This is a genomic window from Massilia sp. Leaf139, assembly GCF_001424165.1.
Classification (GTDB): Bacteria; Pseudomonadota; Gammaproteobacteria; order Burkholderiales; family Burkholderiaceae_D; genus Telluria.
The window spans coordinates 265,814-278,896 of the sequence record NZ_LMOJ01000012.1 but is presented as its reverse complement, the minus strand read 5'-3'; the positions used below and the strand labels follow the sequence as shown (position 1 = coordinate 278,896).

The 13,083-nt window shown below is 63.9% G+C and carries 13 protein-coding genes; 12 read left to right on the top strand and 1 reads right to left on the bottom strand.

Annotated elements, in window-relative coordinates; translation table 11 throughout:
• Positions 1 to 29 precede the first annotated feature (29 nt).
• The 3 genes from ASF77_RS09815 to lpxC all read left to right on the top strand — a co-directional run bounded on the left by ASF77_RS09815 (position 30) and on the right by lpxC (position 2,478).
• On the top strand, positions 30 to 533 hold the full coding sequence (locus ASF77_RS09815) for a peroxiredoxin (protein ID WP_056338379.1): 504 nt from the start codon (positions 30 to 32) through the stop codon (positions 531 to 533).
• A gap of 105 nt (positions 534 to 638) precedes the next feature.
• Positions 639 to 1,481 (top strand): DMT family transporter, encoded by an 843-nt coding sequence (locus ASF77_RS09810; protein WP_056339024.1) that lies wholly within the window; start codon positions 639 to 641, stop codon positions 1,479 to 1,481.
• Between the two features lie 61 nt (positions 1,482 to 1,542).
• A complete protein-coding gene (gene lpxC / locus ASF77_RS09805) occupies positions 1,543 to 2,478 on the top strand; it encodes a UDP-3-O-acyl-N-acetylglucosamine deacetylase (protein WP_056338377.1) in 936 nt (311 codons plus the stop codon).
• 152 nt (positions 2,479 to 2,630) lie between these two features.
• On the opposite strand, the gene ASF77_RS09800 is transcribed toward lpxC, so the two are convergent.
• Positions 2,631 to 3,101: a DciA family protein gene (locus tag ASF77_RS09800; RefSeq protein WP_056338372.1), complete on the bottom strand. Its 471-nt coding sequence runs from the start codon at positions 3,099 to 3,101 to the stop codon at positions 2,631 to 2,633.
• Between the two features lie 358 nt (positions 3,102 to 3,459).
• Between ASF77_RS09800 and secA the strand changes: the two genes are divergently transcribed.
• From secA to cpaB, 9 genes are all read left to right on the top strand, one after another.
• Positions 3,460 to 6,240 (top strand): preprotein translocase subunit SecA, encoded by a 2,781-nt coding sequence (secA, locus tag ASF77_RS09795; RefSeq protein WP_056338370.1) that lies wholly within the window; start codon positions 3,460 to 3,462, stop codon positions 6,238 to 6,240.
• A 276-nt stretch (positions 6,241 to 6,516) separates the two neighbouring features.
• Positions 6,517 to 7,491: an OmpA family protein gene (locus ASF77_RS09790; protein WP_162244846.1), complete on the top strand. Its 975-nt coding sequence runs from the start codon at positions 6,517 to 6,519 to the stop codon at positions 7,489 to 7,491.
• 558 nt (positions 7,492 to 8,049) lie between these two features.
• Positions 8,050 to 8,331 carry a Flp family type IVb pilin gene (locus tag ASF77_RS09785; RefSeq protein ID WP_056338364.1) on the top strand — a complete coding sequence of 94 codons (282 nt, stop codon included), beginning with the start codon at positions 8,050 to 8,052 and terminating at the stop codon, positions 8,329 to 8,331.
• Between the two features lie 87 nt (positions 8,332 to 8,418).
• Positions 8,419 to 8,757 (top strand): Flp family type IVb pilin, encoded by a 339-nt coding sequence (locus tag ASF77_RS09780; protein WP_056338362.1) that lies wholly within the window; start codon positions 8,419 to 8,421, stop codon positions 8,755 to 8,757.
• 33 nt (positions 8,758 to 8,790) lie between these two features.
• Complete coding sequence (locus tag ASF77_RS09775; RefSeq protein WP_056338358.1) at positions 8,791 to 10,305, top strand: pilus assembly protein TadG-related protein; 1,515 nt, start codon at positions 8,791 to 8,793, stop codon at positions 10,303 to 10,305.
• Complete coding sequence (locus tag ASF77_RS09770; RefSeq protein WP_056338355.1) at positions 10,306 to 11,157, top strand: pilus assembly protein; 852 nt, start codon at positions 10,306 to 10,308, stop codon at positions 11,155 to 11,157.
• Positions 11,154 to 11,810 carry a hypothetical protein gene (locus ASF77_RS09765; protein WP_056338353.1) on the top strand — a complete coding sequence of 219 codons (657 nt, stop codon included), beginning with the start codon at positions 11,154 to 11,156 and terminating at the stop codon, positions 11,808 to 11,810. The genes ASF77_RS09770 and ASF77_RS09765 overlap by 4 nt, the downstream gene beginning before the upstream one ends.
• Entirely contained in the window at positions 11,807 to 11,974 is a 168-nt protein-coding gene (locus tag ASF77_RS24235) for a hypothetical protein (protein ID WP_156648826.1), read from the top strand. The genes ASF77_RS09765 and ASF77_RS24235 overlap by 4 nt, the downstream gene beginning before the upstream one ends.
• Before the next feature lie 14 nt (positions 11,975 to 11,988).
• Positions 11,989 to 13,068: a Flp pilus assembly protein CpaB gene (gene cpaB, locus ASF77_RS09760; protein ID WP_056338350.1), complete on the top strand. Its 1,080-nt coding sequence runs from the start codon at positions 11,989 to 11,991 to the stop codon at positions 13,066 to 13,068.
• Positions 13,069 to 13,083 lie beyond the last annotated feature (15 nt).

The window sequence follows — 13,083 nt, the reverse complement described above, 5'->3', positions numbered from 1 at the left end:
ATTCCAAAACAACACTAGAGGAAGACTGCATGACCATCAAGATTGGCGACCGCCTGCCGGAAGGCACCCTGGCCGAATTCATCGAGACCGAAACCGAAGGCTGCGCGCTCGGCCCGAACACCTTCCAGGTGAGCGAACTGGCGAAGGGCAAGAAGATCGCCATCTTCGGCCTGCCGGGCGCATTCACGCCGACCTGCTCGGCCAAGCACGTGCCGGGTTACGTCCAGCACGCCGACGCGCTGAAGGCCAAGGGCGTCGACGAAATCTGGTGCATCTCGGTGAATGACGCCTTCGTCATGGGCGCCTGGGGCCGCGACCAGAAGTCGACCGGCATCGTGCGCATGATGGCCGACGGGAACGCCGCCTTCTCGAAAGCCCTGGGCCTGGACGCCGACTTCTCGAAGCACGGCATGGGCACGCGCTCGCAGCGCTACTCGATGGTCGTCGAAGACGGCGTCGTCACCCAGCTGAACGTGGAGCAGGGCGGTTTCGACGTCTCGAGCGCCGAAACGATGCTGTCGCAACTGGGCTGATCTTCGCTTTCTCGTTCTACCCGACGGCGCCACGGCGCCGTTTTTGTTCCCGTCGCCATGCATAACGCCCATCCCCGCTCCGGCAACCTGCGCAGCATCTACGCGATGCTGATCGCCGTCCTCATGTTCTCCCTGATGGACACGGCCATGAAGCTGCTCGCCGCGCACTATCCGGCGATGCAGGTGGCGTCCCTGCGCGCGCTCTCTTCGCTGCCCTTGGTGTGCGCCTATGTCGCCTGGCGCGGCGGTTTCGGCACCATGCTGCAGGTGAAGCCGGGCCTGCACCTGCTGCGCGGCGCGCTCGGCATCGGCATGCTGGCGCTGTTCGCGTATGGACTGAAGCAGCTCAGTCTCGCCGAAGCCTATTCGATCTTCTTCATCGCGCCGGCCCTGATCACGGCGATGTCGGTGTTCTTTTTAAAAGAGACCGTCAACCTGGCGCGCTGGATCGCGATCGTCGTCGGACTGGGCGGGGTGCTGGTCGTGCTGCGTCCGGAAGGCGAGGGCATGCTGACCCTGGGCGGGCTGGCGATCCTGGCCTCGGCCGTCTGCTATGCCGTGTCGGCGATTGCCGCGCGGGTACAGGCGCGTACGGACAGCACGCGCCAGATGATGTTCTGGCTGATGCTGCTGATGGCGATCGGCGCGACCACGCTGGCCGCGCCCAACTGGGTGGCGCTGGATCCGGCCCACGTCTGGCTGCTGGTGGGCCTGGCGATTTCCGGCTTCTTCGGCCAGCTGGCCATTACCGAAGCCTTCAGCCATGGGGAAGCCTCGGTGGTGGCGCCCTTCGAGTATTCGGCGCTGGCCTGGGGCGTGGCGATCGACTGGCTGCTGTGGCAGGCACTGCCGGATAAGTACACGCTGATCGGGGCGGCGATCATTATCGGCAGCGGGATTTATCTCGTGCGCCATGAGAAAGTCCACGCTGAATCCGAACACCCTTGACATTTCAATAAGTCGAGGCTAGAGCCCGGCACCGATTTTCAAGCGCAGATATAATCGCGCCATGCTCAAACAACGAACCATCAAAGAACTGGTGCGCACGACCGGCGTCGGGCTGCACTCGGGCCGCAAGGTCGAACTGACGCTGCGCCCGGCCGCACCGGACACGGGCATCGTGTTCCGCCGCGTCGACCTCGACCCGGTGGTCGAATTCCCGTCCAGCGCCGACGTGGTCGGCGACACGCGCATGGCCTCGGTGCTGATCAAGGGCGGCGCGCGCGTCTCCACCGTCGAACACCTGATGTCGGCCTGCGCCGGCCTGGGCATCGACAACCTGTACATCGAAGTCACGGCCGAAGAGATTCCGATCATGGACGGGTCGGCCTCGTCCTTCGTGTTCCTGCTGCAGCAGGCGGGCGTGCAGGACCAGCCCGCGCCGAAGAAATTTATCCGCGTGCTGAAGGAAGTGGAAGTACGCCAGGGCACGGGCAACAACGAGAAGTGGGCGAAACTCAAACCCCACGACGGCTTCAAGCTCGACTTCTTCATCGAATTCAACCACCCGGCGGTGGACGGCACCATGCAGAACGCCACGGTCGATTTCGCCCAGGTGTCCTACGTGCACGACGTGGCGCGGGCGCGCACCTTCGGCTTCATGCAGGACGTCGAGAGCCTGCGCGGCATGGGCCTGGCCCGTGGCGGCTCGCTGGAAAACGCGATCGTGATGGACGAATACCGCATCCTCAACGCGGACGGCCTGCGCTACGACGACGAATTCGTGCGCCACAAGATTCTCGATGCGATCGGCGACTTGTACCTGGTGGGGCATCCGCTGCTGGCGGCCTACGAGGCGCACAAGTCGGGACATGCGCTGAACAACGACTTGCTGCGCGCTTTGCTGGCGCGGCCGGATGCGTACGAGATCGTGTCCTTCGACGAATTGAAGAGCGCGCCGGCGTCGTACGTGAAGCAGATGCAGCAGGAGTGGGCGCAGACGTAGCAGGTGTTCAAGCGCCGTTACGCGGGCATGCCCGCCCTACGGTGCACCACCGTCCGTTGCAAGTTCATGGAACCGTTGTGTAACGTACGGGGTCATTGATGCCAATGGCATCAATGACGGGTTCAAGGGGCATGCCCGCGTTCACCGTTCGATCACCCGCCGCGCCGCTTCGCGGCCAAGCGCTTGACCGCCGCCACCAACGCCGCATTCTGCGGCGTATCCGGCAAACTCTCCCCCAGCTCCTCGAACGCATCCACCGCCGTCGGCGGCAGTTCGAGCACGCGCGTTTCCACCCGCTGCGGCATCGCCCGCGTCACCTGCACTTTCAGCCGCGTCGCATTCACCTGCCAGCCGCGCGCGAGCAGGGTGCTTTGCAGCTTCGGCAATTGCTGCTTCAGGCGCGCCGCGACGGCCGAGCTGGGCACGGCCAGGGTCAGCACGCCTTCCTGGAAAGAAAGCACGTCGCAATTGCCCGCGATCGCCGGCAGCGCCATGCCGACGTCGCGCTGCAGGTCGGCCATGCGCATCGCCGCCGGTAGCAGGCTGGCCATGCGCTCGTTCGAACGCAGGAAGCTGGTCGCCTCGAAGGACGTGGGACGGTTGCGGGTGCCGTAGATGTGCATCGGAGGGGGAAAAGAATGGGGTCTTGAAGGCCGCAACATACCATAAGCGCCTTAGAGCGCCTAACAAAACTGCCATGGCTGCGTTGCAGCGCCTTGCCGTACCTTTTTACTGTCTTCGGCGCTGCGCCTTGCCCTGACAGTTTTGTTAGGTGCTCTTAAGCGCGTGCCAATCCGTCGCGGGCAAGGCAAAATGGCAACATTCTTTCGGGCACGATACTTGTTATCCTGCCTATCATCCCCAAGTGTGGCCGCATCGCATGATAAAATCATTCGCTTTATGCCACCGTCGGTCTTAGGTAGGTATCTTTTTTGATACATTCCGGGCTCTTTTTTGCGGCGTCTTTTTAAGAAACTTAGCATGTCATTACTGACCCAGATTTTCGGTAGCCGCAATCAGCGGCTGCTCAAGCAATATCAAAAAACCGTACGTCAGATCAACGCGCTCGAGCCGCAGATGGAAGCGCTGTCCGACGCCGACCTCCAGGCCAAGACTCCCCAATTCAAGGATCGCGTCGCCAAGGGCGAGACGCTCGACGCCATCCTGCCGGAAGCCTTCGCCGTCTGCCGCGAAGCCGCCAAGCGCGTCCTCAAGATGCGCCATTTCGACGTCCAGATGATCGGCGGCATGGTGCTGCACGAAGGCAAAATCGCCGAGATGGGCACGGGTGAAGGTAAAACCCTGATGGCAACCCTGCCGGTCTACCTGAACGCGCTGTCCGGCAAGGGTGTGCACGTCATTACCGTCAACGATTACCTGGCGCAGCGCGATGCCGACTCGATGGGCCGCCTGTACGGCTGGCTCGGCTTGACCACCGGCGTCAACCTGTCGCAGATGGATCATGGCACCAAGCAGAGCGCCTACGGTTCCGACATCACTTACGGTACCAACAACGAATTCGGTTTCGACTACCTGCGCGACAACATGGTCTACGAGGCGCGCGAACGCGTGCAGCGCGGCCTGAACTTCGCCGTGGTCGACGAGGTCGACTCGATCCTGATCGACGAGGCACGTACCCCGCTGATCATTTCGGGCCAGGCCGAGAACCACACCGACCTGTACCACCGCATGAACGAAGTGCCGCCGCAGCTCACCCAGCAGATCGGCGAGGAAACCCCGGACGGCAAGGGCAAGATCGAAGTCCCGGGCGACTACATCAAGGACGAGAAGGCGCACACGGTGCTGCTGACCGAGGCCGGCCACGAGAACGCGGAAGCGATCCTCACCAAGATGGGCCTGCTGCCGGAAGGCGCCTCGCTCTACGACGCGGCCAACATCACGCTGATCCACCACCTGTACGCGGCGCTGCGCGCCCACGTCCTGTACCACAAGGATCAGCACTACGTGGTGCAGAACAACGAAGTCGTGATCGTCGACGAATTCACCGGCCGCCTGATGACGGGCCGCCGCTGGTCAGACGGCCTGCACCAGGCCGTGGAAGCCAAGGAAGGCGTGCGCATCCAGAACGAGAACCAGACCCTGGCCTCGATCACCTTCCAGAATTACTTCCGCATGTATACCAAGCTGTCCGGCATGACCGGTACGGCCGATACCGAAGCCTACGAGTTCCAGGAAATCTACGGTCTCGAGACCGTCGTCATCCCGCCGAACCGTCCGTCGCAGCGCAAGGATCGCCAGGATCAGGTCTACAAGTCGGCGCAGGAAAAGTACAACGCCATGCTGCTCGACATTAAGGACTGCTACGAGCGCGGCCAGCCCGTGCTCGTCGGCACGACCTCGATCGAGAACTCGGAACTCCTGTCGGGCATCCTGACCGGCGCCGGCCTGCCGCACAACGTCCTGAACGCCAAGCAGCACGCCCGCGAAGCGGAAATCATCGCCCAGGCGGGCCGCCCGAAGATGATCACCATCGCCACCAACATGGCCGGCCGCGGTACCGACATCGTCCTCGGCGGTAACGTCGAGAAGCAGATCCAGATCATCGAGGCGAACGACGCCTTGTCCGAAGCGGAAAAGACGCTGCAATCGCAGCAGCTGCGCGACGAATGGCAATCGCTGCACGACCACGTGGTCGCGGCCGGCGGCCTGCACATCGTCGGCACCGAACGCCACGAATCGCGCCGCGTCGACAACCAGCTGCGCGGCCGTTCGGGCCGCCAGGGCGACCCGGGCTCCTCGCGCTTCTACCTGTGCCTGGACGACACGCTGCTGCGCATCTTCGCCGGCGACCGCGTGCGCGCCATCATGGAACGCCTGAAAATGCCGGAAGGCGAGCCGATCGAGGCGGGCATCGTCACCCGTTCGATCGAAACCGCCCAGCGCAAGGTCGAAGCCCGCAACTTCGACATCCGCAAGCAGCTGCTCGAATACGACGACGTCGCCAACGACCAGCGCAAGGTGATCTACACCCAGCGTAACGAACTGCTGGAAGCGGCCGACATCTCGGAACTGATCGCCTCGCTGCGCACCGGTACCTTCACCGACGTGGTGCGCACCTATGTGCCGGCCGAATCGGTCGAAGAGCAGTGGGACGTCAAGTCGCTGCAATCGGTGCTGGCCGCCGAATGGGCGCTGGACGTGCCGCTCGAGCAGATGCTGGTGGACGAGCCGAACCTGAACGACGACGACATCCTGGAAAAGGTGCTGGCCGCGGCCGACGCCTCCTACAACAGCAAGATCGAGGTCGTCGGCAAGGAATCCTTCGGCGGCTTCGAGCGCAACGTCATGCTGCAAAGCGTCGACACCCACTGGCGCGAACACCTGGCCGCGCTGGATCACCTGCGCCAGGGCATCCACCTGCGCGGCTATGCGCAGAAGAACCCGAAGCAGGAATACAAGCGCGAAGCCTTCGAACTGTTCGGCAGCATGCTGGATCAGATCAAGAACGAGGTCATCCGCACCGTGATGACGGTTCGTATCCAGTCGCGCGAAGAAGTCGAGGCGGCGGAAGCGGCCATGGCAGCGCAGGCGGCGCACCTGGAAAACCTGAACTTCCAGCACTCCGAGTTCAACCCGTCGGCCGCACCGGAAGAACTGCTGGCGCCGGTCGCCACCCCGGGCAGCACGCCGCAGGCGTCCGAAGACCACAGCACCTACATGGGCGTGAAGGTCGGCCGCAACGATCCATGCCCTTGCGGCAGCGGCAAGAAGTTCAAGCAGTGCCACGGCAAGCTGGCATAAGCCTGCGTTGTTCGTGACGAAGACGGCCGGATATTCCGGCCGTTTTTTTTGCCGGTTTAGAGCGCCTAACAAAACGTCCATAGCAGCGTTGCAGCTCCTTGTCGTACATTCGTACTGTCTTCGTCGTCGGGCCTTGCTCTGAACATTTTGTTAGGCGCTCTTATCTGCGTAACCATGCGCGGCGGGTCATTTGGCGCATCCCCGAATCGTGCGCAGATAAACGCCTTTAGAATGCTGGGCATTATCCACCGCCGCCTGGCCGCCAGGTTATTCACGATGAAATACGCTTTTGCTTCCCGCTGTATTGCCGCCGTTTTTATTTTGTCCGCCGCCATGGCGGTATCGGCGGCGCCGCCCCTGAAAGACATCAAGGGCGGCAAGGATCATCCGCTGCTGTCCCGTTATCAGGGTTCGCTCCTTTACAGTTATGGCGAAGTCCCGCTGGCGCCGGTGCAAATCGTCGACCGCGAAAAGGACAAGCCGGTGCTGCGCCGGATCGAAGGAAAGGTCGCCAACCGCATGTATTGGGTGCCCGAAGGCGGCAGCGCGCTCGAGATTCACCGCAATTACGTGCATGCCCTGCAGGCGGCCGGCTTCGAAACGATGTTCAGCTGCGAAACGGCGCAATGCGAAAAACTCGGCGTCCAGAGAATGGTGAAGGATTTCCCGGAACAGACCAAATGGGCCATGTTCGACGCACGGGTCTCCTCGATTTTCAATAGCGGCAACCAGCCGGCTTTCCACTACATCAGCGCGCGCAAGCAAGTCGGGGCAGGGTACACCCATGTCCAGGTCGCCCTCGCGGGCAATGGGCGCGTGGAGCAGTTCGTCCAGATCGTCGAGCCGGCGCAGGCGGCACTGGGCAAGGTCACGGTCGACGCCAAGGCGATCGGCGCCGGCCTCCAGCGCGACGGCAAGATCGCCCTGTACGGGGTGCATTTCGATACCAACAAGGCGGTGCTGCGCGAGGACTCGGCGCCGCAACTGCAAAGCATGGCGGAGGCCCTGAAGGCCGAGCCGGCGATGAAGGTGCTGATCGTCGGTCATACCGACAACCAGGGCGATATCGACGCCAACCTGGCGCTGTCGCAAAAGCGCGCCCAGGCCGTCGTGGAAGCGCTGAGCGGCAAATACGGCGTTCCCGCCGGCCGGCTGAGCGCGCGCGGCGTCGCCAGCTTTGCGCCGGTCTCGGCCAATACCAGCGAAGAAGGGCGGGCCAGGAACCGCCGGGTGGAACTCGTCGTTCGTTAATCCGTTTTTTTGAATATCGAAGCCGCGTTAAACCGCGGCTTTTTTTATGCCTGCACCTTATCTGCTGTGCCGATTCATTCAAAACACACCTATCAATACACCATATGCGACCACATCGGCCTTGTTACATTCTCTCGAATTGTCACTTTTATGGCTGAGATTCGATGTTTTTCCATGCATGTCGCTTAGGCCGCGCACCATTGACAATGCGATTTAATTCACATTGTTGTGCAAATAACACGGAAAACGCATCTTTTTTACATTGTAAATTCCAGAAAGAAAATTTCCTATATAAAACTCTTGTTCAGATAAAACAAGAATTCGGCCCGCAATTGGCTAGTTGCTGCCTTGTTTTCATAGGAAAGTGCTGAGTATCCTAGGAATAATCCTAGATTCGCCTCGGAAATATTAATCGATTACCGCTGAGTTATTAATAAAAACAAACAGTCGGGAAATCGAAATGTGAAATTCTCACGCGCCCTTTGTCGATAACATTCTCCCGTGTCGAGCTAGTCGGTACGACAAAACCCACCATCCTATTTCGTGAGCGAGCGTGAAATGAAACGATTTCCATATCAAAGGGGCCAGGGAATGATGGAGTACGTGATCATCGTCGCCCTGATCGCAGTGGCGGCAATCGGTATCTATTCCGCTTTCGGCCGCACGGTGCGCGTCCAGACCGCCGGCATGGCCCAGGAAATTTCGGGCACCAAGGCATCGACCGAAAAAGCGCTCGACGCCGCCAATGCGGCCGCTGGCCGCGCCAACGATCCGAAGAAACAGGGCATGGCCGGATACGCCTATGCCAATGACCAGGAAAAGAGCCAGGCGTCGCAATAAACAGCAAGGATTAACAGCGGGAGCCGAACCAGGACGGGCGGTCTCCCGGTTAATGCAGTGTCCATCGTCCAATCAAAGGAGAACTTCATGCAATTCAATTTCAAACTCAAACGCAAACAACGGGGCCAGGGGATGATGGAATACGTCATCATCGTCGCCCTGATCGCCGTGGCCGCCATCGGCGTCTACAGCACCTTCGGCCAGACCGTCCGCAACCAGACCGCCGGCCTGGCCAAGGAGATTTCGGGTAACGACGCCAAGGATCAGGTTGCCGCAGCGGGCAAGGCCTCGGGCGATTCGGCGACCCGTGCGGACAAGGTCAAAGGCATGTCGGCCTACAACAAGGAAAACGATCAGAGCGCAGGCGCTGCCGGCGGCGGCGGTGCTGGTGGTGGCGGCGCGGGCGGCGGCGGCGCCGGCGGCTGATCGATGGGAATCGTGGTTCCAGGCAGTGGCGGCATGAAGACGGCAATCGCAAAATCCGGTGGACAGGCACTCATCCTGTGCCTGCTCCTCGCGGGCGCCGCGGCCCTGGCCTGCCTGCTGCTGTTCAACAGCGGCATGCTGGCCAACACCAAGACCCAGCTGCAGAACGCGGCCGACGCCGGCGCCTACAGCGGCGCCGTGATGCTCGCCCGGGACCACAATTTCTCCGCCTATGCCAACCGCGCGATGGTGGCCAACCAGGTCGCCGTCGCGCAGCTGATCAGCCTTCAATCCTATCTCGAGGATGCGGCCAGCACCCGCAACCGCATGAACGACCGCGTGCAGTCGGATCAGGCCCGGATCCCCGTGGCCGCTCCCGCCTGGTTCGCGATCAGGGCGATCCCGCCGCCGCTCGCGATCACCTCCGTCAACACGGCCTACCGCCAGATGTCGGCGACCGCCGTCCAGTCCATCGATAAACTGATCCGTGCGTTCGAAAAGGCGCAGCAGACCCACCATGCGGTCACGGCCGACAGCGTCATGCTGGTGGTCGACGACGTCGTCAAGCAGAACGATGCACAAGCAGGCGTGAGCACCGGCGCCTTCCAGCTCGGCACCACCGTCGCCCAGCGCGACAAGTGGCGCAACGATTACACGAAAGAGCATTCCGCCAACGACAACTCGAACGCCGCCAACCGCTTCGCCAACGTCGTCGTGAACGCCGAATCGACCGACGAATTCGTCCGCGACCGCCGCTCGACGCCGCTGCCGCGCTGGACAAGCGCGACCAAGGCCTCGTACTGCAAGGGCGGCCGCCCGCTGTGGACCACATTCAGCTTCAAGCACCGCGGCGGCACGCTCCTGAGCGCCGACAAGAAGCGCTGGCTGGCGCTCGACGCGACCCAGGGCAGCGGCAGCTACGGCTGCCTGTACATGATCGGCAAGGTGCCGGTGCCGGTGTTCCGGAGCCTGCGCGATCCGAGCCGTACCCACGGCCAGGGCGGATCGGGCGGCGCCGTCGCGGGAAGAGGCGGCCCTTACAACGACCGCAACGGTTTCTCCGGCAATCCGGCGGCGGCGCGCCAGTACGGCGGCGCCCTGACGGGCGTGCCGACACCGGCCGGCCGGCGCTACCGCAACGGGCCGGGCACGACGCTCGATGCGCAGGGCGGCCTGCAGCCGACCTACCGCGACATCGCCGACTTCATCAAGCCCGCGAACCAGTCCTTCGAACTCAATGGCGGCCAGATGCCGCTCACGATCGAGGTCGAGCGCGGCCAGGCCAGCGTGCGCACCTCGTCGACCTTCCTCGGCGGCGCCACCAATATCCGCCTCGACCCGCAGATGAAGGGCAGCAGCATGCGCACGCTGTCTTCGGCGCACGCCTTCTTCTACCGGCCGAACCGGGACTCGAGCGCCTTTACCCGCACCGGCTGGAAGCGCGCCGACAACCGCACCGAAATGGCGAGCCTGTTCAACCCCTACTGGCAGGCGCGCCTGCGCGACCGCACCGAGGGCGAACGCAACGCCTCCCAGGGAGCACAGTAAATGAGAAACCACGGATACAAGCGCCGCCAGCGCGGCCAGGCCCTGGTCGAGATGATCGTCGCCGGGCTGTTCTTCCTGGTGCCGCTCTTCCTCGCCGTGGTCGCCCTTGGCAAGTTCCTCGACGTCCAGCACACCACCAACATGGGTTCGCGCTACGCCGCCTGGGAACGCACCGTCTGGTACGAGGGCGGCGGCCAGTTCGACACCATCAATGCGCCGAACCGCAAGAGCGCCAGCCAGATCCATGCCGAACTGGCGATGCGTGTCTTCAACGACCGCTCGCGCAATGTCAGCGTGATCGCCGACACCGACAAGAACGCCACCACTTTCGCCAACGGCACCGACCCGCTCTGGCACGACAACGCGCATGTTCCCTTCCTGCGCCAGTTCGACCAGGCCAGCACCGGCATCGCCAACAGCCGGCCCCCGCGCGACGCCTCGGGTACAGCGCTGGACGTGATCGGCGCAGTACCGCTGCCGCCTTCGATGACCGGCAGCCTGGTGCCGCCGGTGCCGTCCGACACCATGGCCGTGGCCACCGTGTCGCTGCGCGAGGTCGCGCGCGACAGCCAGGCCTACCAGCGCCTGTGGCCGCGCGACGGCGTCTGGATTGCGCAGTGGCGCGGGCTCGATTTCAAGGCGACCGGCGGCATCGTCTCGAATACCTGGGGCGCCAACGGCTCGCGCGGCACGCGCGACATGGTCGCGCAGTCGGTGCCGACGGCCCAAGGGCTCGGCAAGGCGATCGACCGGGTGGTCGGCGCCGGCATCAAGGCTTGGGACACGGACGTGCCCGACGTCGAACTGGGCAAGATCGCGCCCGATGTCGTGCCGGGGGATCGCCTGCGATGAACAAGGTTCGACTGATCCCCGTCCTGTCCGCCTTCCTGCCGCTGCTGGCCGGCGCCTGCCCGGAACGCGTTCCCGCCGGCCTCAAGCCGACCGTCGTCGGCGAGGGCGTCCGCGTCGACAGCATGAACCTGTCGATCCTGATGGTCGAAGGTGCCGAACCCGCCGCGGCGGTGCTCGACCGCGTCGAGCGCACCTGGCGGGAAGAGGGCTTCGACGTCAAGCGCAACCGCGCCGGCAGCTGGAACATCGTCTCGGCGCTGGGCGAGCGCTGCCTGGCCACGCTGCAGCTGGCCGACAGCGGCAAGGCCAAGGGCTTCTTCGCGGTCAATCCGCTCAAACCCGTGGCCGTCCGCGCGCCGCTGGCGCCGCCCGGCGCGCGCGTGCTCTCGAGCGTCAGCAGCCGCGAGGACGACGGCCGCCGCGGCACGATCGCCGCCCTCGTCTCCAGCCAGCCGGTCGAGGCCCTGCGCGCCTTCTACATGCGCCGCCTGCAGGACGACAACTGGAGCAGCGTGCGCGCCGACGCCGCGCCTCGCAGCGGACGCGAGAACGCCATGGTCGTCAGCGCCCAGCGCGGCCGCGAGCGCATCGAGGTCGTCCTCTGGCGCGACATGGAGACCCATATCGTGGTCAACCAGGCGGAGAGCCTGTGAAGGCGATGCGCGGCCAGGCCTCGACCGAGTACCTCGTGGTGCTCGCGTTCTGCGTCGTCGTGCTGGTGGTGAGCGCCTTCGGGCCCGCGCCGGTGGTCGAGGTGATCCAGGCCATCAAGGATTATTTTGCAGCGTATTCGTACGCGATTTCCGTCACACCGTAACGTCAAGGAGTTTCATGGCACCCCCCCATACCGTCAACCGGGTCAAGTCCGGGCTCAAGAATCCGCTGGTTCTGGTGATGATCGCCGCCGTGCTCGCCGGCGGCGTCGCCTGGATGGCATTGAAGTACCTGCAGCAGCGCGAAGCGGCAATGAAGGCCGAAATCGCCGCCAGCGGCAAGAGCGGCGGGCCGCGCCTGGTGCAGGTGGCCGTGCCGATGGCCGACGCGCCGGTCGGCACCGTGCTCAGCCTCGACACCTTCGTCTCGCGCCCGGTCGAGGAAGACCTCGTGTATCCGGACACCGTGCTGGCCTCGGACTTCGAATCGATGCAGGGCATGAAGCTGGCGCGGCCGGTGATGCGCGGCCGTCCGCTGCGTGTGACCGACCTGCAGATGCCGGAGGTGCGCGACGTCGCCACTGTACTGCCGGCCGGCCAGCGCGCGCTGACGATCGACATCGACAACGTCAACTCGATCGCCCAGACCTTGCGGCCGAACCACCGCATCGACATCTACCTGCTCAGCAAGGCCGACGGCAACAGCGAACAGGTCAGCCTGTACATGCAGGACATGGTGGTGCTCGCCACCGGCACCGAGTTCTACGACGTGACCCGCAGCGACGGGCCGGCGCTCGACAAGATGGTGCGGCCGGGCGAGGTCGACGGCCGCGAGCGCGGCTACGACACGGTCACGCTGCTGGTGACGCCGCAGCAGGCGGCGCGCCTGATGATGGGCCAGAAGCTCGGCTCCTACCGCGTCGTGCTGCGCGGCGGCCAGGATCGCGCCACCATCCGCCAGGCCACGCTGCGCGGCCCCGACGTCATGGGCGGCGGCGGCCTGCGCCGGCGCGATGCCGGCATCGAGTTCATCGTCGGCGGCAGGGGCGACAAGATCGTCTCCGAACTGGCGGTGCCGCCGTCGCAGGATCCGGGCGCGGCCCTGGAACGCGTCGCCAAGCTGGCCCAGGCGGCGGAAGCGGCCCAGGCCGCCCAGGCCGTCCAGGCGGCGAAACCGGCCGAACCAGGGCGTACCTCGATCACCATCAGCGCGCCGACTACCCGGGGCGACCAGATCATCTCCCAACGCAAGCAATAAATTCAAAAGAAAAAC

Coding starts and splice junctions, on each gene's coding strand:
- ASF77_RS09815 (WP_056338379.1), top strand. CDS start 30: ATGACCATCAAGATTGGCGACCGCCTGCCGGAAGGCACCCTGGCCGAA.
- ASF77_RS09810 (WP_056339024.1), top strand. CDS start 639: ATGCTGATCGCCGTCCTCATGTTCTCCCTGATGGACACGGCCATGAAG.
- lpxC (WP_056338377.1), top strand. CDS start 1,543: ATGCTCAAACAACGAACCATCAAAGAACTGGTGCGCACGACCGGCGTC.
- ASF77_RS09800 (WP_056338372.1), bottom strand. CDS start 3,101: ATGCACATCTACGGCACCCGCAACCGTCCCACGTCCTTCGAGGCGACC.
- secA (WP_056338370.1), top strand. CDS start 3,460: ATGTCATTACTGACCCAGATTTTCGGTAGCCGCAATCAGCGGCTGCTC.
- ASF77_RS09790 (WP_162244846.1), top strand. CDS start 6,517: ATGAAATACGCTTTTGCTTCCCGCTGTATTGCCGCCGTTTTTATTTTG.
- ASF77_RS09785 (WP_056338364.1), top strand. CDS start 8,050: ATGAAACGATTTCCATATCAAAGGGGCCAGGGAATGATGGAGTACGTG.
- ASF77_RS09780 (WP_056338362.1), top strand. CDS start 8,419: ATGCAATTCAATTTCAAACTCAAACGCAAACAACGGGGCCAGGGGATG.
- ASF77_RS09775 (WP_056338358.1), top strand. CDS start 8,791: ATGAAGACGGCAATCGCAAAATCCGGTGGACAGGCACTCATCCTGTGC.
- ASF77_RS09770 (WP_056338355.1), top strand. CDS start 10,306: ATGAGAAACCACGGATACAAGCGCCGCCAGCGCGGCCAGGCCCTGGTC.
- ASF77_RS09765 (WP_056338353.1), top strand. CDS start 11,154: ATGAACAAGGTTCGACTGATCCCCGTCCTGTCCGCCTTCCTGCCGCTG.
- cpaB (WP_056338350.1), top strand. CDS start 11,989: ATGGCACCCCCCCATACCGTCAACCGGGTCAAGTCCGGGCTCAAGAAT.